A 21,986-nucleotide genomic window follows, 5' to 3' on the forward strand; every position below is an offset into this window, starting at 1 on the left:
ATCCGGGTTGGACTGAGACTGTCGGCGGCGAGCGCGAACATGAGACATGCCACATTTCAGGTCGCGGGAGACGGTGGAGTCGGCGCTGCGGATGTCCGATGACGGGGTCAGCGATCGGGTGAACGCCGAGATTCACGGTGTTGCACTACGGACCATCCGGACCTGGCGGCGGCGATACCAGGTTGAGGGGCGGACTCGCGGGGGTGCCGGGTGTCCACGGTGTGATGGGGCTGAGCTGGACGAAGCTGCATACGCCTTGTTGTTGGGGTGGTACCTGGGCGATGGGTCCATCGCACGCGCGCGGCGAGGCGTGTTCACGCTGCAGATCGCGAACGACCAGAAGTATCCAGAGTTAAACCAGGAGATCGCCGCGACGATCAAGCTCGTGAAGCCGAACGCGAGTCCGTGCCTGCGGGGTGGATCGAGCGCGATCCGGATCGAGGCGCGTTGGAAGCATTGGCCGTGCGTGTTCCCGCAGCATGGCGTCGGACGGAAACATCTGCGGAAGATCGAGCTGCACCCCTGGCAGCGGGAGATCGTTGCCAAGTACCCCGAACAGCTCCTGCGCGGGTTGTTCCACTCCGACGGGTGCCGGGTCGTCAACTGGGCCAGCAAGACCACAGCGGACGGCGGGTCCAAGCGGTACCACTACCTCAGATATCAGTTCTCGAATGAGTCTGAGGACATTCGGAACATCCTGACGGACGCTCTGGATCTGCTGGGGATTCCCTGGCGGCAGCCGCGGCGGAACGCGATCGCGGTGAGCCGGCGGGAAGCGGTTGCTGCACTCGACACGTTCGTTGGTCCGAAGAGGTGACAGGGGATCGATAAGGTGTGGCTGTGACTGGGAAGCGTGTGGTGATCGCTGAGGACGAGGCGTTGATCCGGATGGATCTGGCCGAGATGCTGCTGGAGGAGGGTTATGACGTCGTCGGGCAGGCGGGGGATGGGGAGGAAGCGATCCGGCTGGCGACGGAGCATCGGCCCGATCTGGTGATTCTGGACGTCAAGATGCCGAAGCTGGACGGGCTCAGTGCGGCCGAGAAGATCGCCGGCGATCGAATCGCACCGGTGCTGATGCTGACCGCGTTCTCGCAGCGGGAGCTGGTTGAGCGGGCGCGGGATGCCGGCGCGATGGCGTACCTGGTGAAACCGTTCTCCAAGGCGGACCTGCTGCCCGCGATCGAGATCGCCGCGAGCCGGTACGTCGAACTCGCGGAGCTCGAGCGTGAGGTGGCCGACCTGGCGGAGCGGTTGGAAACGCGCAAACTGGTGGATCGGGCGAAGTCGGTGCTGCAGACGAAGTTCGGGCTGAGCGAGCCTGATTCGTTCCGGTGGATCCAGAAAACCGCTATGGATAAAAGAGTTTCCATGCGCCAGGTCGCTGAGTTGGTCGTTGACGAGGCGGGTAGTAGCGATTGATTTACTGTGCGCGAAGGGAGCCCAGGCGGGAAACCATGCTGTACAGCTGTCACTGATCCTCATGCTGCTTACGGCGGTAACGACCTCGCAACACACGCAGGGTGACGTTCGCCGGATGAGGTTCACTGGGTCTAACCTGCGGGTGCTCGCGGCATTCGCGAGGATCCGGGGTATCGCTCGGATTATCCAGACATGGGAGGAACAGTGCAGCAGCGTTCCGTAGTACGGGTCGGCGCGTCGCTGATCGTTGCGTCGTTGGCCCTGACTGCTTGCGGCTCACGCAGCGAAGACGGCGGCGGGGGCACCGCAACGAAGACCGCCAAGATCGGTGTGATCGCGCCTCTGTCGGGAGACCTGTCGGCGCTGGGTCTGGGTATCCAGCACTCGGTGGAACTGGCCGTCAAGCAGGCCAACGACTCGAACGCGATCCCGGGCTGGAAGCTCGAGGTGGACGCCAAGGACGACGAGGCCAAGCCGGATGTCGGCAAGACCGCCGCGACGTCGCTGTCTTCGGACAAAGACGTGATCGGCGTGGTCGGCACGCTGAACTCGAGTGTCGCCCTGCAGGTCCAGCCGGTGCTCGCGCCGAAGAACATCGTGCAGATCTCGCCGGCCAACACCAACCCGAGCCTGACCCAGGGCGCGAACTGGCAGAGCGCCCCGAAGCGGGCGTACCCGACCTACTTCCGCACCTGCACGACCGACGCGGTCCAGGGTCCGTTCGCGGCCCGGTACCTGTTCGAGAAGGCCGGGATCAAGAAGGTCGCCACGATCCACGACAAGAAGGCCTACGGTCAGGGTCTGGTCGGCACCTTCACCGAGGAGTTCAAGGCGGCCGGCGGTCAGGTCGTCGCGGCCGAGACGATCAACCCGGAGGACTCGAACTACCAGGCCGTCATCTCGGCCGTGAAGCCGTCGGCCCCGCAGGCTGTGTACTACGGCGGTGAGTACCCGCAGGCCGGTCCGCTCTCGCAGCAGATGAAGGCCGCCGGGCTGAACGTCCCCCTGATGGGTGGCGACGGCATCTACGACCCGAAGTTCATCACGCTGGGCGGCAAGACCAGCACGGGCGACCTGGCCACCTCGGTCGGCGCGCCGGTGGACACCCTCGAGTCGGCGAAGAAGTTCATCTCGGACTACAACGCGGCCGGCTTCAAGGACCCCTACGCGGCGTACGGCGGCTACTCCTACGACGCGGCGAACGCGATCATCAACGCGCTGAAGGAGTCGCTGAAGGACGCCAGTGACGTCGAGTCCGCGCGGCCGAAGACGGTCGAGGCCCTCGGCAAGGTTTCGTTCGAAGGCGTCACCGGCAAGGTCGCCTTCGACCAGTACGGCGACACCACGTCTAAGGTGCTGACCGTCTACAAGGTCGCCGGTGGCAAGTGGGCCACCGAGCTGACGCAGGACCTGGCAAAGAAGTAATTAGGTCGACCTGATGGCCTCGGGGGTGGGAACCCGATTCCCACCCCCGAGGCATGTCGGAACTGATTCGGTTTGGAGGTCGACGTGGACCAGTTCTTCCAGCAGCTCGTCAACGGGCTCACCCTCGGATCGCTGTACGCCCTGATCGCTGTCGGGTACACCGTGGTGTACGGCATCGTGCAGCTGATCAACTTCGCCCACGGCGAGGTCTTCATGATCGGTGCGTTCGGCGCGCTGAGCACCTACCTGCTGTTCTTCGACGGTCAGACCGGTGTGTGGATCCTGCCGATCATGATCGTCGGCGCCATCATCGCGTCGGTCGTCACCGCCGTCGCGATGGAACGTGTCGCGTACCGTCCCCTGCGGAACGCGCCCCGCCTGGCGCCACTGATCACCGCGATCGGCATCTCGGTGTTCCTGCAGGAGCTCGTCCGGGTCTTCTACGACCGGATCCCGTTCGCGGACTTCCCGAGCGCGAAGCAGCGGATCCCGTTCCCGCAGCTCGACGGGGTCAGCGGCAAGGCTGTGGAGGTCGGCGATGTGACGATCCAGCGCTCGGCCATCTTCACGGTCGCGGCCCTGGTCGTCTGCGCGATCCTGCTCTGGTACTTCATCAACCGGACCAAGTTGGGTCGCGGCATGCTGGCCGTCTCCCAGGATCCGGACACCGCCCGCCTGATGGGCATCAACGTGGACCGGATCATCGTGGTGGCGTTCGCGCTCGGCGCCGTACTGGCCGCCGTGGCCGGTGTCTCGCAGGGGCTGCAGAACAACAACATCGACTTCAAGATGGGCTTCATCGCCGGTCTGAAGGCATTCACCGCCGCGGTGCTGGGCGGTATCGGGAACATCCAGGGGGCCGTGTTCGGCGGACTGGTTCTCGGCGTGGTCGAGTCGATGGCCACGCAGTACGTCCCGGGCCAGTTCGGTGGCGGCACCTGGAAGGACGTCTGGGCGTTCGTGCTCCTGATCCTGGTCCTCGTCTTCCGGCCGCAAGGCCTGCTCGGAGCAAGGGTGGTGGACCGCGCATGAGTATTCCGACCCTTCCTGACGCGTTCGTCGAGAAGCACGCGGCCAAGGGCTGGCCCGTCGGCCTGGCCGGCGTCGCGCTGGTGATCATCGGCACGTTCATGTCCTGGAGCTTCGACCCGAACATCCTGGGTGACCTGTCGGTCTACGGATATCCGGGTGGGCTGCAGATCCTCGCGATCATCCTTTCGCTGCTGGCGCTCGTCCTGCTGCTCACGGTCAAGGGGCCGCTGGCCTCCCGGCTCGGTCAGTGGCTCGACGCCGCGCTCGGTCTGCGAGCGCTCGGCCTCTGGCTGCTGATCTACATGGTCGGCGTGATCCTCGCGATCGCGACCGACTCGAGTGGTCTGGTCAACGTCGACCCCGGTGGCTGGATCTCCTTCGTCGGCGCGGTGCTGGTGTTCGCCGGCTCCCAGGTGATCCCGCTGCGGGAACTTCGCGACCTGGGCCGGGCCCGGCTGCCGGGCTGGTTCGAGATCGCGGCCGTCGCCGTGGTGATGGCGGGCGTCCTCTTCGGCGCGGCGTACGCGCTGGCCCGCGAGGACGCCTGGTCGTTCGTGCTGGTCCTGGTCTTCGCCGGCGGGACCGTCGCGGCCATGTTCCGGACCGGGACGATGGGCTGGTTCGGTCACGTCGCCACCCGGCGCAGGAAGGTGCTCACGCTGGCGGCGTTCGCGGTCGCGTTCTTCTTCCCCTTCACCCAGCAGGGGTCGGACGCGAACATGTCGATCGCCACTTCGGTGCTGATCTTCGCGGCCACCGCGATCGGCCTGAACATCGTGGTCGGTCTGGCCGGTCTGCTCGACCTCGGCTACATCGCGTTCCTCGGTGCGGGCGCGTACGTCGCGTCCTCGCTGTCGCGGTCGGCCTTCGCCACCATCGACTGGCATCCGCCGTTCCTGGTGATCGTGCTGCTCGGTGGCTGCGTGTCGGCGACCCTCGGCCTGATCATCGGTACGCCGACGCTGCGGGTCTCGGGTGACTACCTGGCCATCGTGACGCTGGGCTTCGGGGAGATCTTCCGGTTCTCGATGTTCAACCTGGACGGCAACAACGGCCCGAACCTGACCAACGGCCCGAACGGCATCCCGGGCATCCCGGAGCTCGCGGTCGGCGGCTTCAACTTCGGTGACGAGCACGTTGTGGCGGGCATCACGCTGGGCCGGTTCTCGAACTACTACTTCCTGCTCCTGCTGCTGATGGCCTTCGTCATCCTGGTCTTCACCCGGCTGAACAACAGCCGGATCGGCCGTGGCTGGGTCGCCATCCGCGAAGACGAGAAGGCCGCCGAGGCGATGGGCGTCAACGTGTTCGGCCTGAAGCTACTGGCCTTCGCCGTCGGCGCGTTCCTGGCCGGCCTGGCGGGCACCATCAAAGCGCACCAGGACGGTGCGACCAGTCCGGACCAGTACATCTTCCTCGAGTCGGCGTTCCTGCTCGCGGCGATCGTCCTCGGCGGTATGGGCACCATCGCGGGTGTGTTGCTCGGTGCAACCATCCTGAAGCTGCTGCCGGAGAAGCTGCGGTTCTTCTCGGAGTACCGGTTGCTGCTGTTCGGCCTCACCCTGGTGCTGATGATGCGGTTCCGGCCGGAGGGCCTGGTGGCCAACAAACGCCGGCTGCTGGAGTTCCACGAAGAGGACGAGAAGCTGGCAACGGCCGTCGAGAGCGAACTGGTCGAGGAGGCGAAATGACCGTCACGGACGAGGTACGCAGCCCGGCCCGGGCGAGCGGGCAACCCTTGCTGGAGGCATCCGGCGTGACCATGCAGTTCGGTGGTCTGCTGGCCGTGAACGATGTCAACCTGAGCGTGCACGAGGGGGAGATCCTCGGTCTGATCGGCCCGAACGGTGCCGGCAAGACCACCTTCTTCAACTGCCTCACGGGCTTGTACAAGCCCACCCGGGGGCAGGTGCGGTTCAACGGCGTACCGCTGGCACCGAAGCCGCGGGCCGTGGTCGAGGCGGGGATGGCGCGGACGTTCCAGAACATCCGGCTGTTCGCCAACATGACCGCGCTGGAGAACGTGATGGTCGGGCGCTACTGCCGGACCAGTTCGATGGCGCTGACCTCCATCCTGCACGGACCGAAGTACCGCAAGGAGGAGGCGGCCACCCGGGCCCGGGCCCAGGAGCTGCTGGATTTCGTCGGTCTCGGCAGGTCCTCGGAGCACCTGGCCCGGAACATGCCGTACGGCGATCAGCGGCGGCTCGAGATCGCCCGGGCGCTGGCCACCGACCCGAAGCTCATCCTGCTGGACGAGCCGACGGCCGGGATGAACCCGCTGGAGACCCGGCAAGCGAGTGACCTGATCTTCAAGATCCGGGACTCGGGCCTGTCGGTGGTGGTGATCGAGCACGACATGCGGTTCATCTTCGGTCTGTGCGACCGGGTGCTCTGTCTGGTTCGTGGCGAGACACTGGTCGAGGGCACCCCGATCGAGGTGCAGTCCGACTCACGGGTGATCGAGGCCTACATCGGCACCGGCGAGAGCGATGACGAGGATGCGGGGCAAGACACCCCGGCCGGTGGCGACGAGGAGGGTAAGTCGTGACCGCGATGCTCGAGGTCAAGGACCTGGAAGTTGCCTACGGCAAGATCGTCGCCGTCAAGAAGATCAGCTTCTCGGTGGAGCAGGGCCAGGTCGTCTCGCTGATCGGTACCAACGGTGCCGGCAAGACGACCACGCTGCGCACCATCTCCGGGCTGCTCCGGCCGAACAGCGGCCAGATCAACTTCATGGGTCAGCCGATCCACCACGTCCCCGCGCACGACATCGTGAGCATGGGGCTGGCTCATTCGCCGGAGGGCCGGCGGATCTTCCCCAGGCTGTCGGTGGAGGAGAACCTGCTGCTCGGCGCGTTCGCCCGCAACGACACCGCAGCGATCCGGACCGATCTGGACGCGGCGTACGCCCTGTTCCCGATCCTCGGGGAGCGGCGCAAGCAGCCGGCCGGGACGTTCTCCGGTGGTGAGCAGCAGATGCTCGCGATGGGCCGGGCGATGATGAGCAAGCCCAAGCTGCTGATGCTGGACGAGCCGTCGATGGGGCTGTCGCCGATCATGATGAAGGTGATCATGACCACAGTGACGGCGCTGCAGCAGCAGGGCACCACGATCCTGCTGGTCGAGCAGAACGCCCAGGCGGCGCTCAAACGGGCCGACTACGGCTACGTGCTGGAGGTCGGCAAGATCGTCCTGCACGGCAGCGGCCGCGAACTGCTGGTCAACGACGAGGTCCGCAAGGCCTACCTCGGCGAGGACTAGGACACAGGTAGTTGCCAAGAGCCCCGGTCTCGTTGAGAGGCCGGGGCTCTTGCACGCAGGGGGTTTGGGTGGTCAGCTGCGGATGACGATCAGGAGCTGGACCAGCAGTGGGGCGACGATCAGGGCGGGGAGCAGGTCGGCGACGGCGACCTGTTTGATCTTGAGCAGGCGGAGGCCGACGCCGACGAGCAGCAGGCCGCCGGTCGCGCCGAGAGCGGTGACATGGGCCTCGGGCAACACATCGCCGAGGACGAAGCCGACGGCCGTCATCAGGCCCTGGACGACCAGTACCACGAGTGCGGACGCCGCGACGCCCCAGCCGAGCGAGGCGGCGAAGGCGATCGACGCGAACCCGTCCAGCACCGACTTCAGGAACAGCTGATCCGCACCCCGGCCGAGCCCGTCCGACAGCGCGCCGAGGAATGTCAGTGGCCCGACGCAGAACACCATCGACGCGGACACGAACCCCTCGACGAACGTGCTCTCCCCGTCGCCCCGGCTGAACCGGTGCTGCAGCCAGGCCCCGAATCCCTCCAGCCGTTGTTCGATCCGCAGCAGCGACCCGGCGATCCCGCCGATCAGCATCGCGCCGAGCACGATCAGTACCGGTGCGGAGTCGCCGACCGCGGTACTGAGCGCTTCATCGCCCACGGTCAGTGCCGAACTGATCGCGATCAGCAGCGTGACCAGGCCGAGCGCGTCGGTGACCAGATCGCGGGTTCGATGGCTGAGCCGGTGGCCGACCAGGACGCCGAGGACGGACCCGGCGAGTACGGTCCCGACGTTGACGACCGTACCGATTCCGATGAACAAGCGTGCTCTCCGATCGCCGGCGGTGACCGCCGGTGTGGGGGACGCGGACGGGGTGAGAGCGAGAGGTGTCGTCGCTTTGCAACGGACCTCCGAAGCCCTACTGTTGCGCGAGGATGAGCGTATCCGCCCGTCCCGTTCACCTCGGGGGTGGACCAAGATCAGGAGGCTGACGTGGCGCCAGCCATCGAGGTGCGCGACGCTCGCCCGGACGACGCGGACGCGTTGGTGACGATGTGGGGGGAGATGTCGGCCGGCGCCGGCCATCATCGGTTGCTGCCGACACCGACGGCGGAGTCCGTCCGGGCCTCGATCGAGCGCCTGCGGGACGATCCGGGCGGCCGGCTGGTGGTCGGCGAACTCGACGGCCAGGCCAGCGGAATGGTGTATCTGCGCCGGACGCCGATCAGCCCGCTGCACAACGAGATCACCGTGACGATCGAGTACCTGCACGTGACCGGCCAGGCCCGTCGGCACGGCCTGGGCAAGGCGCTGATCGCCGAGGCGACCGGGTGGGCCGAGCACGGCAACTGTCCGCATGTCGGGGTGGTCGCCCCTGCGGCCGCGCGCGAAGCCAACCGTTTCCTGGCCCGCCTCGGGCTGGGACAAGCCGCCGTACTGCGGTTCGCCGGCACCCACACCGTACGGCGCAGGCTGGCGGCCGAGCACGCCCCGAACCTGCTGGCCCTGCTCTCGTCGCGGCGCTCGGTGATCGCCCGGCGGGCCCAACTCGGCCGCAACCACTCGGGCGAACCGTTCACCGTCGAGCCGGAGGACTACTCCGACCCGATCAGCTTCCCGGCGGAGCCTGAATCAGCTGGCAGGTGATCCGCGCGGTGCACACCCGGCGGTCCCGCTCGTCGGTGATCACCACCTCGTACGACGTCGTCGTACGGCCCAGGTAGATCGGTGTGGCGACCCCGGTGACGAGGCCCTCGCGGACGGCCCGGTGATGGGTCGCGTTGATGTCGACGCCGACCGCGACCTTGTCGAGCGGGGCAGCGTGCAGGGCCGAGCCGATCGATCCGAGGCTCTCCGCGAGCACACAGGACGCCCCGCCGTGCAGCAGCCCGTACGGTTGGGTGTTGCCCTTGACCGGCATGGTCGCGACGACCCGCTCCGGGGCGGCCTCGGTGACGGCGATGCCCATCAGGCTCAGCAGGGTGCCCTCCATGCCCATGCCCGGCCCGAGGTCCATACTCTCGGCGCTCTGATCACTCACAGGGGGTCTCCTCGGGCTCGCACGTCGTGTCCAGACGCAGACTACGTCAGGCATCCCCGCCCCACCGATGCATTGTGACGGAACTGTCCATGGGACCCACTAGAGTCGGATCGTGGCTGCTGAGACCAACTCCTCGACGATGACCAAGGACCCGAGCCCGGCGGTGGGCGACACCCCGAGGCCGCGGATCCTGCTGCTGGACGGGCACTCGCTCGCGTACCGGGCGTTCTACGCGCTGCCGGTGGAGAACTTCTCCACCACGACCGGTCAGCACACCAACGCGGTGTACGGGTTCACCTCGATGCTGATCAACATGCTGCGCGACGAGCAGCCCACCCATATCTGCGTGGCGTTCGACGTGTCCCGCAAGACCTTCCGCTCCGAGCAGTACACGGAGTACAAGGCCGGCCGGTCGAAGTCGCCGGACGAGTTCAAGGGCCAGGTCTCGCTGGTGAAGGAGGTGCTGGAGGCGCTCCGGATCCCGACCACCGAGATCGACGGCTGGGAGGCCGACGACGTCATCGCCACTCTCACCACCCAGGCCGCCGAGCAGGGCTTCGAGGTGCTGATCAGCAGCGGCGACCGGGACGCGTTCCAGCTGGTCAGCGACGACGTCACGGTGCTGTACCCGAAGCGTGGCGTGTCCGAGATCGCCCGGATGGACCCGGCCGCGGTCGAGGACAAGTACGGCGTCACCCCGCGGCTCTACCCGGACCTTGCGGCGCTGGTGGGGGAGCAGAGCGACAACCTGCCGGGCGTTCCCGGTGTCGGGCCGAAGACTGCGGCCAAGTGGCTGAACCAGTTCGGCTCGCTGAACGACGTGGTCGACCGGGTGAACGAGATCAAGGGCAAGGCCGGCGATTCGCTCCGCGAGCACCTGGCCGACGTGATCCGGAACCGGCAGATCAACGAGCTGGTCCGCGACCTGACCCTCGACGTCACCGTCGACGACCTGGCCCGGCAGCCGTGGGACCGGGAGAAGGTGCACACGCTGTTCGACAGCCTGGAGTTCCGGGTGCTGCGCGAGCGGCTGGTCGCCGAGCACGAGCAGGTGGACGAGACCGTCGACCAGGGCTTCGAGCTGCAGGGTGCGCAGCTGAAGCCGGGCGAGGTGGCCGCCTGGATCAAGGAGCACGTGAACACCGGCGAGCGGGTCGGCGTCGCGGTCCAGGGGAGTTGGGGCCGCGGGACCGGGGAGATCACCGGGCTCGCGCTGGCGAACGCATCCGGCGCGGCTGCCTGGTTCGACCCGACCACGGTGACGCCGGACGATGATGCCGCCTGGCAGGCCTGGCTCGCGGATCCCAAGCAGCCGAAGGCGTTGCACGACGCCAAGGGCCCGCTGCTCGGCTTCCTGGAGCGCGGCTGGACGTTGGCCGGGCTCACCTCGGACACCCAGCTGAGCGCGTACCTGGTCCGCCCGGACCAGCGCTCGTACGATCTGGCCGACCTGACCGTGCGATACCTGCGCCGTGAGCTTCGCTCCGAGGACGCGGGTGATGGCCAGCTCAGCTTCGACGACATCGAGGGCGGCCCGGCCGCGGACGCGACGATGCTGCGCGCCCGTGCGATCGCCGATCTCGCCGACACCCTCGACGCCGAGCTGGACAAACAAGCCGGTACGGCGCTGCTGGCCGACGTGGAGCTCCCGCTGATCGACGTGATCGCGGCGATGGAGCGGGACGGGATCGCGGTCGACCGGCCGTACCTGGAGGAGCTCGAGGAACGGTTCGCCACCGGAGTCCGGGAGGCCGCGACCTCGGCGTACGACGTGATCGGCAAAGAGATCAACCTTGGTTCGCCGAAGCAGTTGCAGGTGGTGCTGTTCGACGAGTTGCAGATGCCGAAGACGAAGCGCACCAAGACCGGGTACACCACCGACGCGGACTCGCTGCAGGCGTTGTTCGAGAAGACCGAGCACCCGTTCCTGGCCTACTTGCTGGCGCACCGGGATGCGACCCGGCTGCGGCAGACGGTCGAGGGGCTGCTGAAGACGATCAGCCCGACGGACGCCCGGATCCACACCACGTTCAACCAGACGATCGCGGCGACCGGCCGGCTCAGCTCGACCGACCCGAACCTGCAGAACATCCCGATCCGGACCGAGGAGGGCCGCCGGATCCGGCAGGCGTTCATCGTCGGCGACGGGTTCGAGTCGCTGATGAGCGCCGACTACAGCCAGATCGAGATGCGGATCATGGCGCACGTGTCCGAGGACGAGGGGCTGATCAGCGCGTTCAACTCCGGCATGGACTTCCACTCGGTGACGGCCGCGCGGGTGTTCTCGGTCGAGCCGGCCGAGGTGACGCAGGAGATGCGGGCCAAGATCAAGGCGATGAACTACGGCCTCGCGTACGGCCTGTCGGCGTACGGGTTGAGCCAGCAGCTGAAGATCGGCGTGGACGAGGCCAAGGGCCTGATGGACGAGTACTTCGAGCGCTTCGGCGGCGTCCGCGACTACCTGCGCAGCATCGTTCTCGAGGCTGGGAAGAGCGGCTACACCGAGACGATTCTGGGTCGTCGGCGGTACCTGCCAGACCTGACCAGCGACAACCGGCAGCGTCGCGAGATGGCCGAGCGGATGGCCCTGAACGCCCCGATCCAGGGCTCGGCCGCCGACGTGATCAAGCTCGCCATGCTCAAGGTCGACACCGCCCTCCGCGAGGCCGGCCTGAAGTCCCGGATGCTCCTCCAGGTCCACGACGAACTGGTCTTCGAGATCGCCCCCGGCGAACGCGAATCCCTCGAAGCTCTGGTCCGCCAGGCGATGGGCTCCGCAGTGGAAATGGCCGTCCCCCTGGACGTCTCGGTAGGCGTCGGCCGAACGTGGCACGAGGCCGCCCACTGACACCCGCTTACCGCCCCGAAATCCACGACTCAACACCCATCGGCGCCGCGAGACCTCACCGACCCCGCAGTACGGTGACGAGTTGCCACATGGCGGCGAATTGTTGCCGTCTTGCGAGGGCGGGCCGAACGCCGGGGTGCGGCGGGTGTGGCTAGGTGGTCGCGTAGATGGGCGTGGGGGTGTTGGTCAGGGCGTTGGTGATGCAGGTTTGTTCGCGGGGGGATAGGCGCGGGTGGTCGGTCAGGGGGAACCAGGCGACTTCGAGGGACTCGTCGTCGTTGACTCGGGGTTCGCCGCGGAGCGGGTGGCAGCGGAAGCAGAGGTCCAGGTACTGGACCTGGTCGCCGTTGGGGTAGCTGGACGGTGGCAGGGCCTCGATGCTGACCAGGCGGTCGACGGCGGCCTCGACGGCGGTCTCCTCGTGGATCTCGCGGACGACGGCGATCGCGGGTTGTTCGCCGGGTTCGAGGATGCCGGCCGGCAGGCTCCAGCGGCCGTCGTCGGCGCGGCGGACCAGGAGGATTCGCTCGGTGTCGTCGAGCACCACCGCAGTTATTCCGGTCAGCCAGAGCAAGTCGTGACCGATCTTCTCGCGCAGCTCGAGGATGAACTTCGGGGTCGCCATGCCGAAAACCCTATGCGACACCCCGATAACGTTGTCAGTTTGCCTCGCCGGACCCGTACAGCTCCGCGGCGGAGCGGTACGCGACCGGCCTGACAGGGTGCCAGTTTCCCTTCCGTTCCGACCTTACTTATGTCATCCTCACTGAAATTGCATGGATCCTATCGGATTTTGTCCCCGCCCCCAGGAGGAACCGATGCGGAACAACGATGTCAATGCCAGGGCCGGACTGAGCCGTCGATCGCTGCTGAAGGGCACCCTCGGCGTGACAGCAGCGGCAGCCGGCGGTGGGTTGCTCGCCGGTTGCAGCGGATCCACGAGTGCGGAGACCGGCCCGTCGGCCGCCCCGGCTGCAGCCAAGGTGACGCTGGGCACGAAGACGGCCGGGGTGGTGTATCCGGACGGGTACGTCGGCCCAGTGGCCCGGGAACTGAAGCCGATCACGACCGAGAAGGTCACCTTCAAGATCGTGGTACCGCAGGACCTGACGGTCGGCGACTGGAAGACCAACGCGTTCACCAAGTGGCTGGAGCAGAAGACGGGAGTCCACATCGAGTGGAACCAGGTCGGCGGCACCGTCGACGACGTGATGACCAAGGTCAACGCGATGATCGCGGCCGGCGACATTCCGGACGCCTTCATGGGGATCGAGTTCACCCGGTCGCAGCTGTTCCTGTACGGCCAGCAGGGCCTGTTCACCGACGTCAACCAGTACATCGACGGCTATGCCCTCAACCTGCAGCAGGCGATGAAGGACTACCCGGACGCGCGCAAGCTGGTCCAGGCGCCGGACAAGAAGATCTACTCGTTCCCGCACGTCAACGACTGCTACCACTGCCGGGCGAGTAACGGGCGCGCGTACCTCAACACCGACTGGATCAAGGAGGTCGGGCTGGACCTCCCGAAGACCACCGAGGAGTTCGCCGAGGTACTGCGCGCCTTCAAGAAGGCCGATCTCGGCGGCAACGGCCGGACCATCCCGTTCTGCGGCTACAAGGAAGCGCCGTTCGACACGTACCTGATGAACTCTTTCCTCTACACCCCCGGTGATCCGTGGCTGGTCGTCAATGACGGCAAGGTCGACGTGACGTTCGACAAGGACGAGTGGCGCGAGGGGGTGAAGTACATCCACGGCCTGTACGCCGAAGGGCTGATCAACAAGGACGTGTTCACCGCCGACCAGGACCAGATGCTGCGCTACGGCAACTCGCCGGGCAAGCCAATCGTCGGCGGCGCCCGGGCCACCTACTGGGGCGCGTTCCTCGACATCGACCAGAAGGATCCGAACGCCCGGTGGCGCAAGTATGTCGCGCTCCCGCCGCTGGAGGGGCCGAACAAGGTCCGGTACGCCGCCTGGAACTACCTCGGTGTCGGTGTCGGGGTGGCGAAGCTGGTGATCACCAAGAAGTGCGCCAAGCCCGAGCTGCTGGTCCAGTGGGCCGACGCGCAGCTGGAACTGGAAGCGATCTTGCGTGGCTACAGCGGCTCGAACTTCGCGTGGGCGAAGAAGGGTGAACTCGGGATCAACGGCAAACAGGCCGTCTATGGGTACACGCAGACCGAGATCGCCGAGAAGAACGTCAACTGGTACCAGTTCAACCCGATGTACCGCTCGCAGGACTTCCGGCTGGCCGAGCGGGTCAACCCGAAGGACCTCACCTTCGAGAGCCCGCTCTACCAGCAGACAGCGGACAGCTACTTCCCGCACAAGCAGCCGCAGGAGATGCAGTTCCCGCCGGTCACCCTGGACCAGGACCAGGCCGCGCAGGAGGCCGAGCTGAAGACGAACCTGACCAGCGAGGTCAACCTGTCGTTCTCCAAGTTCGTCACCGGCCAGCTCGACCCGAACGACGACGCCGCCTGGAACGACTACAAGGACCGGGTCGAGAAGATCGGTGTGAAGACCTATCTGGACCTCGAGCAGGCTGCCTACGAGACCTACAACTCATGACCACCGCCGGCACCCTGCCGCCGGACGAGCAACGGCTGGCGGTCGGCTCACCGATCCAGGACACCCGCGGCGACAAGATCGCCCTGGCCTGTATCTACACCGCGCTCGGGCTCTTCTGCCTCGCGGTGCTCTATCCGCTGGTCTACGTCATCAGCGCCTCGGTCAGCAACACGTCGAAGGTGTCGGCCGGCGAGGTGTGGTTGTGGCCGGTCGGCTTCACCCTGGACGCCTACAAGGCGATCTTCGACTACGACGCGATCGTCAGCAGCTTCGGCAACTCCGTGTACTACGCGGTGGCCGGAGCTGTCGTGGCCACGATTCTCACGCTGCTGGCGGCGTACCCGCTGTCGCGGAAGGGGTTGCCGGGCAAGGGCCTGATCATGGCGCTGTTCGTGTTCACGATGATGTTCAGCGGCGGCCTGATCCCGACGTACCTGGTCGTGGACCAGCTGGGGCTGCTGAACACGCGGTGGGCGATGATCCTGCCGACCGCGCTGGCGGTCTGGAACGTGATCATCACCCGGACCTACTTCATGGTGACGATCCCGGAGGAACTGGTCGAGGCCGGCAAGGTGGACGGCTGCAGCGACTTCGGTTTCTTCTGGCGGATCGTGCTGCCGCTGAGCAAACCGATCATCGCGGTCAACCTGCTGTTCTACGCGGTCGCGCAGTGGAACTCGTTCTTCAACGCGCTGATCTACCTGACCAACGAGCATCTGTTCCCGTTGCAGGTGGTGCTGCGGCAGATCCTGATCCAGAGCAGGGTCGATCCGTCCCAGATGCCCGACACCAGCAAGCTGGCGCAGCTGAAGGAGCTGCAGCAGCAGCTGAAGTACTCGCTGATCGTGATCGGCATGATTCCGCCGTTGCTGGTCTATCCCTTCGTGCAGAAGCACTTCGTCAAGGGAGCCATGATCGGCTCGCTGAAGGGGTGACGAGATGACCGCATCGACGGAAACCCGGGCCGGCGATCGGCCGGCCACGCAGCCGCCGGCCGGGCGCCGGTCTCCCAACGGCCACCAGAAGGGCCGGGTCAAGGCGTCGAAACCCTCGGTCCGGCTCGGCCTCCGGATGCGCCGGAACTGGCAGTTGTACGCGATGCTGGCGCTGCCGCTGATCTGGCTGGCGATCTTCGCCTACTGGCCGATGTACGGCGTCATCATCGCCTTCAAGGACTACAACGTGGTGTCCGGAATCTGGGGCAGCCCGTGGGCCGGGTTCAAGCACTTCGACCGGTTCATCGAGTCGTACCAGTTCTGGAAGCTGATCCGGAACACGGTCTATCTGCACGTGTACGAGCTGGTCGCGACCTTCCCGTTGCCGATCATCCTCGCGCTCTGCCTGAACACGATCCGGAAGAAGTGGTTCAGCCGGTCGGCCCAGCTGATCACCTACGCGCCGCACTTCATCTCCACGGTGGTCGTGGTGGGTCTGGTCGTCGTACTGACCAACCCGAACACCGGGGTGGCGAACAAGTTCATCGGACTGTTCGGGTTCGGCCCGGTCGACATCATGGGTGACGCCGGGATGTTCCGGCACATCTATGTGTGGTCGGGTGCCTGGCAGACGATGGGGTTCGCCGCGATCATCTACCTGGCCGCGCTGACCAGCGTGCCGCCGGAGTTGCACGAGGCGGCGATCGTGGACGGCGCGTCCCGGTTGCGGCGGATGTGGCACATCGACCTGCCGGCGATCGTGCCGGTCGCGGTGATCCTGCTGATCCTGAACATCGGCTCGATCCTGTCCGTCGGCTTCGAGAAGGTGCTGCTGATGCAGAACAACCTGAACCTCGACACGGCCGAAGTGATCGATACCTACGTCTACAAGATCGGGCTGGCGTCGGCGGTTCCGCAGTTCAGCTATGCCACGGCGATCGGGTTGTTCCGCTCGGTCATCGGCCTGGTCCTGCTGGTCCTGGCCAACACTTTCGCCCGCAGATTCGCGAAGTCCAGCCTTTGGTGAGACAGGCCAGCCTCTGGTGAGAGCTACTCCGTGGCTGCGCCGTCAGGGACCGTCTGGCGGTGCAGCCCGGAGGCCAGGGCGGCAGAGAGGGCCAGTGCACAGGTGCTGGTCATGGCGACCAGGACCTTCACGCCGGTCATGCCGGTGGCGATGTCGGTACCGAGGATGATGAACGTGGCCACGGCCAGACTGACCAAGCCGACCCAGATGAGCAGTGCGGCCCGCTTCTCCTGCTGCGCGATCGCGGCGTACACGACCAGCTGGAGTACGGCGTACGAGGAGCCCGCCAACGCGAACAGCCACGCGATCGGGCCGACCGGGGCGTAGTCCGAGCCGCCGACGATCTTGACGACCAGGTCCGGCAGGATCAGCGCGCCAAGAACGCAACAGATGCCGAGGGCACCGACAGCCTGGATCGCTCGCCGCAACCGCAGGGTGTCGCCCGGGTTCGTGGCGAGCGACGGGAAGACCACTACGATGACGAACTGCGGCAGGAAGAGGCACGCCTTCGCCACGATCACACCGGCCGCGTAGTACCCGCTGTGCTGCTCGTCGAGCAGACCACGGGCAAGCAGCACGTCCGCGTTCGCGATCACGAAGAACGCGAGCAGCGTGTGCGTCCCGTGCACCGTCTCCCGCAGTACCTCCTTCACCTGCTCCGGGGTGCCACCGGTCGAACCACGCAACAGGAATCCACCGAGCAGAGCCGGTACTGCCGCGCCGAGGGCGAGGCCGATCATCGCCGCGGTCAGGCTCTGGTGGACGAACAGCGCTCCACCGCCGAAGACCAGCCGCCCGATCCCGGTCGAGGTGTAGACGGCCGCCAGTTCGGTCCAGTTGTGACCGCCCTGCAGTACCCCGAGCTGCGACCCCATGATCGTCAGGCAGCCCAGCGTGGGCGCGACCAGCAGCGCCGCGACCAGGGAGTCGATGTGCAGCAGCCACATGAACAACGGCGTCAGCAGCAGGCTGAGGGCCGTCAGAGCGAGCGCCGCCCGGCGACCGGCCTTCAGCATGGAGTCGGCCAGTGCCGCCTCGCCCGGGCCGGTGTGGGTGGCGATCCGGCGGGCGCCGGAGGCCTGCAGACCGAGGGAGGCCACGTTCCCGATCAGCAGCAGCCCGAGCAGCGCCGTGACGGCGCCGAACTGGGCCGGTACCAGCCGGTGCACCGCAATCAGGGTGAAACCGTAGGCGGCCACGTTCATGATGGCCATACCGACGGCCACCACGGTGGCACTGCGGAGGAAGGCCAGCTTCGGCGCCGCGGACTGCTGCTCGGGAGTGGTCTCTGAAGTCATCCGGCTTCTGTTCTGCTGGTGGGTCGGTTCGGCAGGTAGGTTGCGCTGGAACAGTACTGCGAGGAGGCGGTCGTGGCGGGGGGAGCCAGCCAGGCGGGGCGTGACGGGGAGGGCGACCTGTCGCTGGAGCCTGCGCTGAGGCCGGTGGCGCGGGTGCTGCCGTGGGCCTGGCCCGTCCTGCTCACTGTGCTGATCACCGCTCCGCTGCTCGCTCCCGGCTTCGTGGTCGGCTACGACCTGGTGTTCGTGCCGGACCTCACGCTACGGCGTGATCTGTTCGGTGTCACAACTGCCTTACCGCGCGCAGTTCCCTCCGACGTGATCGTGGCGCTACTCGACGAGGTCACGGGCGGGCAGGTACTGAACAAATCGCTGCTCATAGCGGTGCCGTTACTGGCCGGCCTGGGCATGACCGTGCTGTGGCGCGACCTGCGTCTCGGCGGGCCGCTCGCCGGCGCGGCAGCGATCACACTCTTCGTCTGGAACCCCTTCGTCGCCGAGCGGCTGAAGCTGGGCGCCTGGGCCCTCCTCCTCGGGTACGCCGCTCTGCCGTGGCTCGTCCGCTCGGCCCTGAAACTGCGCAACGGCGACGGATGGGTCGGGTTCCTGCTCGCCTCGGCAATGTGCGCGCTGTCCGCAGCGGGCGGAGTGGTCGGCCTACTGGTCGGCGCGCTGCTCCTGCTCTGGCCGAGGCACACCCGCAGTGCAGCCGAGCCGCAGCCCCGCAGGTGGCCCCTGCTCGGTGCAGTGGCCCTGAACCTGCCATGGATTGTCGCGGGCCTGGCGAGGACGTCCGCAGCTACCACTGACCCGGCCTCGGTCGCCGCCTTCGCAGCGCGGGACGAGGGCTACGGGGGAGTGCTGCCCACTCTGCTGACCCTCGGCGGCGTCTGGAACGCGTATGTCGTCCCCGGCAGCCGCGGCGATCTGGTGCCGCTGGTGTTCGCCTTCGTGATGCTGCTCGCGTCCGTGGTAGGCGCGGTGCTCTTGTGCCGACGGGACCGGGCTGCGATGGCGCTGGTCGTGGCCGGTGTCCTCGTGCTCGGCATCGGGATGGCCGGTGTCGTCGCGGAAGGCGCATTCGCCTGGGTGGTCGAGGAGGTTCCCGGGGCCGGTCTGTTCCGAGACAGCCAGCGCTACCTCGGCCCGTTGGCGTTGCTCGAGGCCGTGGGGTTCGGCGCTGCCCTGGCCGCGCTGCTGCGGGTAGTACCGCTGAAGTGGTTGGTCGGGGCGACGGCTGCGCTGATGCCGATCGCTGCGCTGCCGCAGTTGGTCGGGAGTGGGCTCAAGGTGTCGGAGTACCCGGATGACTGGGCGCAAGCGCGGGCTGTGCTGGCGGCGGATCCGCAGCCGGGGGAGTTCATCCCATGGCCGTTCGAGTCGTACCGCGTGCCGCTGTGGAACGGGCGACGGCCAGTGCTCGACCCGATGCCGCGGTACTTCAGCCGGCCATCACTCGTCCCCGATGAGCTGATCGTCGGTGGGCATCGGCTGGCCGGGGAGGACCCGCGCGCGGCCGCGGTGGCGAACGCGCTCCGGACCGCGGTACGGACCGGCGCGGACCCCACTCCGGAGCTGCTGCGCCAAGGTGTCGGCTGGGTGGTCGTCGACCGCGAGGCCGGGGGACCGCAGCCGCGGCAGCTCATCCCGCAGCTCACCGAGGAGTACAGCGGCCCGAGCGTGTCCGTCTACCGCATCGAGGGCACGCCCGCCGAGCAGCGCCTGCGACCGTGGTCCGTCGTCCTCGTGTACGCCGCGTGGGTGGTTGCGGCCGGCGTGCTGGTGACGGCCGTGGCCGGTGCCGCAAGCGGTCTGAGACGAGTCCGTTCCAGGCTCTAGCGGAGTTACCGGCCCGTTGTTACTCTTCGGTTCACTTGTCGAGGAGGGGACGTTTCATGGGAACACTGATCGGTGCGGCCATCGCCGTGCTGGCCGGGCTGGCCGTAGCCACCACCACTGTCGTCGGGGTGGTACAGACCGTGCAGGACGAACCGGCGCCGCCGGCCCCTGGTCAGATCAATGGCCAAGCGGACGTCCCGATCGTGAACTACGGCGATAAGTAAGCCCGTCCTGACCCCGGGGCGGTGGGGTCAGGAAACCGCGCTTCAGCGGCCGGTCAGCGATGCTGGCCGGTCGTTCTGCTGCCCGCTGTCCGCTGCTTCCTGGCCGGTCAGTAGACGGTCGAAGGACCGCACGGTCGCTGTCCACGTGAAAGCACCCGAGGCGGTGACAGCACCCGCTGACAGCTCTCGTCGCCGTGCCTCGTCCTCGAGCAGCGCGGTGATCGTCGCGGAGAACTCGGCCGGGTGGTTCACCAGAACACCCGACAGCCCGTCCCGCACGGATTCGGTGGGACCACCGGCACTCCGGTAGGCAACGGTCGGTACGCCGTGCCCAGCCGCCTCGCCGACCACGAGTCCCCAGCCCTCCTTCAGGCTGGGCAACGCCAGCACCCACGCCTCGTCGTACGCCGCGTGCTTGTCCGCCTCACTGACGTGCCCGCGGAACTCAACAGCGTCGTCGAGCCCGCGCTCGGTCACGTAGCCGCGCAACGAATCCTCCCACCAACCGGAGCCGACAACGATCAACCGTGCATCCGGCAACACCTCGCGGGCCGCACCGATCGCGTCCACCGCGTGCTCGACCTGCTTGTGCGGCACGATCCTCCCCACGCACACGACTGTCGGCACGGCGGCTTGCGGGACCTGCCGGGCGGGCGCGGGATCAGTGCCGTTGTGTACGACGTCGATCCGGTCCGCGTCGACTCCGAGTCGCAGCAACTCGTCCTGGGAGGCCGACGAAACCGTGACGTAGCGACAGTCCCGGTAGACCCGGGGAGCGACCCAGGACTCGAGCCACCATCCGACCCGTCCACGCCAACCCGGGTACACCACCTGCCACTGTTCCTGGTGGACGTGGTGCACGAGCACGACGACTCCGGTTCGACGTACGAGGCGGGTAAAGAATGGCAAGCCGTTCTGCACGTCCACCACGCGATCGGGGCGGTGCAGAAGGGTGTGCAGCAGCCCGCGGAGGTACACGGTCACCTTGCTGCCGCGGTACAGGTAGCGGACGTCATCGCGGCGAGCCTCCCGGGGGCTGCCGGGGTAGGCCGCACACAGCACGGTGACCGACCAGCCCAATCGCGCAAGGCCTTTCGCCACCTCCTCCACGTACCGCTCCGAACCGCCACCCTCCGGATTCGTCGTGTCACGCCAGTTGACCAACAGCACGCTCTGGGCACGCACCCGCAAACCCCCACCCTCACTAGATCTACCCCCGGGTAATGGGGCGGGACGTTACCAAGGAGTAACGATGTCCGCCAGACCTCGCGAGATCGGTTATCGTCCCGCCTGTGTCCCCAGCGAGTCCGAGTCGATCAGCAGCCACCGAGTGGTCTGCCGACTTGGGTCGTGCGGTGCGGTTGTTCCGGGCGTTCGGGGTCGAGCAGACCGACCCCGATCTCTTCTACGGCACCCTCGCCGCGGACTCGGTCGGCCAGCTCTCGGCGTACGCCGACCTGCGGGGTGCGCGGATGCTCGATGTCGGCGGCGGCCCCGGGTACTTCGGCGACGCGTTCCGCGCGGCCGGGGCGACGTACTACGCGATCGACTCCGATCTCGGTGAGCTCAGTGGTCGCGGCGAACCCGTCCCCGGCACAGTGCTCGGCAGTGGGATGGCCCTGCCGATCGGGGACGCGCAGGTCGACATCTGCTTCTCGTCGAACGTGCTGGAACACGTCCCGGATCCCTGGCTGATGGCCGACGAGCTGGTCCGGGTGACCCGGCCGGGTGGCACGATCTTCCTCTCCTATACGGGTTGGTGGGGCTTGCACGGCGGTCACGAGACGGCGCCCTGGCACTTCCTCGGCGGACACCGCGCGGCCCGTCGGTACGAGAAGCAGAAGGGGCGTCCGCCGAAGAACAAGTTCGGTGAATCGCTCTTCCCGATTACCGTGGCCGGCGGACTCCGCTGGGCCCGGGGCTGTACCGACGCGGAGCTCGTGGCCGCTCTGCCGCGGTATCACCCGCGCTGGGCGTACGGCGTACTGGCTGTTCCGGGGTTGCGGGAGTTCGCGACCTGGAACCTCGTGCTGGTGCTCAGGCGGAAATGACCGGGGTGGTGGGGCG

General features: G+C 67.1%; 20 protein-coding genes. 15 read left to right on the forward strand and 5 right to left on the reverse strand.

Annotation, left to right across the window (positions count from 1 at the left end):
* Positions 1–310: 310 nt before the first annotated feature.
* From EV643_RS13170 to EV643_RS13200, 7 genes are all read left to right on the forward strand, one after another.
* Positions 311–817 (forward strand): hypothetical protein, encoded by a 507-nt coding sequence (locus EV643_RS13170; RefSeq protein ID WP_238165569.1) that lies wholly within the window; start codon positions 311–313, stop codon positions 815–817.
* Positions 818–840: 23 nt separating this feature from the next.
* Positions 841–1,422, forward strand: a complete 582-nt coding sequence (locus EV643_RS13175) for an ANTAR domain-containing response regulator (protein WP_133800311.1) — start codon at positions 841–843, stop codon at positions 1,420–1,422.
* 192 nt (positions 1,423–1,614) lie between these two features.
* Positions 1,615–2,847: a branched-chain amino acid ABC transporter substrate-binding protein gene (locus EV643_RS13180; protein WP_238165555.1), complete on the forward strand. Its 1,233-nt coding sequence runs from the start codon at positions 1,615–1,617 to the stop codon at positions 2,845–2,847.
* Between the two features lie 84 nt (positions 2,848–2,931).
* On the forward strand, positions 2,932–3,879 hold the full coding sequence (locus EV643_RS13185; RefSeq protein WP_133800312.1) for a branched-chain amino acid ABC transporter permease: 948 nt from the start codon (positions 2,932–2,934) through the stop codon (positions 3,877–3,879).
* Complete coding sequence (locus EV643_RS13190) at positions 3,876–5,570, forward strand: branched-chain amino acid ABC transporter permease (RefSeq protein WP_133800313.1); 1,695 nt, start codon at positions 3,876–3,878, stop codon at positions 5,568–5,570. Before EV643_RS13185 ends, EV643_RS13190 begins: the two co-directional genes overlap by 4 nt.
* The gene (locus EV643_RS13195) at positions 5,567–6,430 is read left to right on the forward strand and encodes an ABC transporter ATP-binding protein (protein ID WP_133800314.1); all 864 of its coding nucleotides are present in this window, start codon (positions 5,567–5,569) and stop codon (positions 6,428–6,430) included. The genes EV643_RS13190 and EV643_RS13195 overlap by 4 nt, the downstream gene beginning before the upstream one ends.
* The gene (locus EV643_RS13200; RefSeq protein WP_133800315.1) at positions 6,427–7,143 is read left to right on the forward strand and encodes an ABC transporter ATP-binding protein; all 717 of its coding nucleotides are present in this window, start codon (positions 6,427–6,429) and stop codon (positions 7,141–7,143) included. Before EV643_RS13195 ends, EV643_RS13200 begins: the two co-directional genes overlap by 4 nt.
* Before the next feature lie 72 nt (positions 7,144–7,215).
* Here the strand turns inward: EV643_RS13200 and EV643_RS13205 are convergent, their stop codons facing one another.
* Positions 7,216–7,956: a DUF554 domain-containing protein gene (locus EV643_RS13205; protein WP_133800316.1), complete on the reverse strand. Its 741-nt coding sequence runs from the start codon at positions 7,954–7,956 to the stop codon at positions 7,216–7,218.
* Between the two features lie 171 nt (positions 7,957–8,127).
* On the opposite strand from EV643_RS13205, the gene EV643_RS13210 reads away from it, so the two are divergent.
* Positions 8,128–8,781, forward strand: a complete 654-nt coding sequence (locus EV643_RS13210; protein WP_133800317.1) for a GNAT family N-acetyltransferase — start codon at positions 8,128–8,130, stop codon at positions 8,779–8,781.
* Here the strand turns inward: EV643_RS13210 and EV643_RS13215 are convergent.
* Positions 8,744–9,151, reverse strand: coding sequence for a hotdog fold thioesterase (locus EV643_RS13215; protein ID WP_133800425.1), 408 nt, complete (start codon positions 9,149–9,151; stop codon positions 8,744–8,746). The genes EV643_RS13210 and EV643_RS13215 overlap by 38 nt on opposite strands.
* A gap of 163 nt (positions 9,152–9,314) precedes the next feature.
* Between EV643_RS13215 and polA the strand changes: the two genes are divergently transcribed.
* Positions 9,315–12,023 (forward strand): DNA polymerase I, encoded by a 2,709-nt coding sequence (gene polA, locus EV643_RS13220; protein ID WP_133800426.1) that lies wholly within the window; start codon positions 9,315–9,317, stop codon positions 12,021–12,023.
* A gap of 151 nt (positions 12,024–12,174) precedes the next feature.
* On the opposite strand, the gene EV643_RS13225 is transcribed toward polA, so the two are convergent.
* Positions 12,175–12,648 (reverse strand): NUDIX hydrolase, encoded by a 474-nt coding sequence (locus tag EV643_RS13225; protein ID WP_133800318.1) that lies wholly within the window; start codon positions 12,646–12,648, stop codon positions 12,175–12,177.
* Positions 12,649–12,841: 193 nt separating this feature from the next.
* Here EV643_RS13225 and EV643_RS13230 point away from each other — a divergent pair, with 193 nt between their 5' ends.
* The 3 genes from EV643_RS13230 to EV643_RS13240 are packed head-to-tail and all read left to right on the forward strand — an operon-like array spanning position 12,842 to position 16,558.
* A complete protein-coding gene (locus EV643_RS13230; RefSeq protein WP_133800319.1) occupies positions 12,842–14,596 on the forward strand; it encodes an extracellular solute-binding protein in 1,755 nt (584 codons plus the stop codon).
* Positions 14,593–15,531, forward strand: a complete 939-nt coding sequence (locus EV643_RS13235; RefSeq protein WP_133800320.1) for a carbohydrate ABC transporter permease — start codon at positions 14,593–14,595, stop codon at positions 15,529–15,531. The genes EV643_RS13230 and EV643_RS13235 overlap by 4 nt, the downstream gene beginning before the upstream one ends.
* A gap of 4 nt (positions 15,532–15,535) precedes the next feature.
* The gene (locus tag EV643_RS13240; protein ID WP_133800321.1) at positions 15,536–16,558 is read left to right on the forward strand and encodes an ABC transporter permease; all 1,023 of its coding nucleotides are present in this window, start codon (positions 15,536–15,538) and stop codon (positions 16,556–16,558) included.
* Between the two features lie 23 nt (positions 16,559–16,581).
* Here EV643_RS13240 and EV643_RS13245 read toward each other — a convergent pair whose 3' ends face one another.
* Positions 16,582–17,856, reverse strand: coding sequence for an MATE family efflux transporter (locus EV643_RS13245; protein ID WP_133800322.1), 1,275 nt, complete (start codon positions 17,854–17,856; stop codon positions 16,582–16,584).
* Between the two features lie 72 nt (positions 17,857–17,928).
* Here EV643_RS13245 and EV643_RS13250 point away from each other — a divergent pair, with 72 nt between their 5' ends.
* Together EV643_RS13250 and EV643_RS13255 are read left to right on the forward strand one after the other, a co-directional pair.
* Complete coding sequence (locus tag EV643_RS13250) at positions 17,929–19,695, forward strand: MmpA family trehalose lipid delivery protein (protein WP_238165556.1); 1,767 nt, start codon at positions 17,929–17,931, stop codon at positions 19,693–19,695.
* A gap of 56 nt (positions 19,696–19,751) precedes the next feature.
* On the forward strand, positions 19,752–19,919 hold the full coding sequence (locus EV643_RS13255) for a DUF2613 family protein (RefSeq protein ID WP_133800323.1): 168 nt from the start codon (positions 19,752–19,754) through the stop codon (positions 19,917–19,919).
* 42 nt (positions 19,920–19,961) lie between these two features.
* On the opposite strand, the gene EV643_RS13260 is transcribed toward EV643_RS13255, so the two are convergent.
* Complete coding sequence (locus EV643_RS13260) at positions 19,962–21,104, reverse strand: glycosyltransferase family 4 protein (RefSeq protein ID WP_238165557.1); 1,143 nt, start codon at positions 21,102–21,104, stop codon at positions 19,962–19,964.
* A 170-nt stretch (positions 21,105–21,274) separates the two neighbouring features.
* Between EV643_RS13260 and EV643_RS13265 the strand changes: the two genes are divergently transcribed.
* Positions 21,275–21,970, forward strand: coding sequence for a class I SAM-dependent methyltransferase (locus EV643_RS13265; RefSeq protein WP_133800324.1), 696 nt, complete (start codon positions 21,275–21,277; stop codon positions 21,968–21,970).
* Positions 21,971–21,986: the final 16 nt, after the last annotated feature.

Source organism: Kribbella caucasensis, assembly GCF_004361855.1.
In the GTDB taxonomy this organism is placed as follows: Bacteria; Actinomycetota; Actinomycetes; order Propionibacteriales; family Kribbellaceae; genus Kribbella; species Kribbella caucasensis.

Bases quoted from the DNA above. Each gene is read 5' to 3' on its own strand.
- EV643_RS13180 (WP_238165555.1), top strand. From the start codon at position 1,615: ATGGGAGGAACAGTGCAGCAGCGTTCCGTAGTACGGGTCGGCGCGTCG.
- EV643_RS13190 (WP_133800313.1), top strand. From the start codon at position 3,876: ATGAGTATTCCGACCCTTCCTGACGCGTTCGTCGAGAAGCACGCGGCC.
- EV643_RS13195 (WP_133800314.1), top strand. From the start codon at position 5,567: ATGACCGTCACGGACGAGGTACGCAGCCCGGCCCGGGCGAGCGGGCAA.
- EV643_RS13215 (WP_133800425.1), bottom strand. From the start codon at position 9,151: ATGGACCTCGGGCCGGGCATGGGCATGGAGGGCACCCTGCTGAGCCTG.
- polA (WP_133800426.1), top strand. From the start codon at position 9,315: ATGACCAAGGACCCGAGCCCGGCGGTGGGCGACACCCCGAGGCCGCGG.
- EV643_RS13225 (WP_133800318.1), bottom strand. From the start codon at position 12,648: ATGGCGACCCCGAAGTTCATCCTCGAGCTGCGCGAGAAGATCGGTCAC.
- EV643_RS13230 (WP_133800319.1), top strand. From the start codon at position 12,842: ATGCGGAACAACGATGTCAATGCCAGGGCCGGACTGAGCCGTCGATCG.
- EV643_RS13235 (WP_133800320.1), top strand. From the start codon at position 14,593: ATGACCACCGCCGGCACCCTGCCGCCGGACGAGCAACGGCTGGCGGTC.
- EV643_RS13240 (WP_133800321.1), top strand. From the start codon at position 15,536: ATGACCGCATCGACGGAAACCCGGGCCGGCGATCGGCCGGCCACGCAG.
- EV643_RS13245 (WP_133800322.1), bottom strand. From the start codon at position 17,856: ATGACTTCAGAGACCACTCCCGAGCAGCAGTCCGCGGCGCCGAAGCTG.
- EV643_RS13255 (WP_133800323.1), top strand. From the start codon at position 19,752: ATGGGAACACTGATCGGTGCGGCCATCGCCGTGCTGGCCGGGCTGGCC.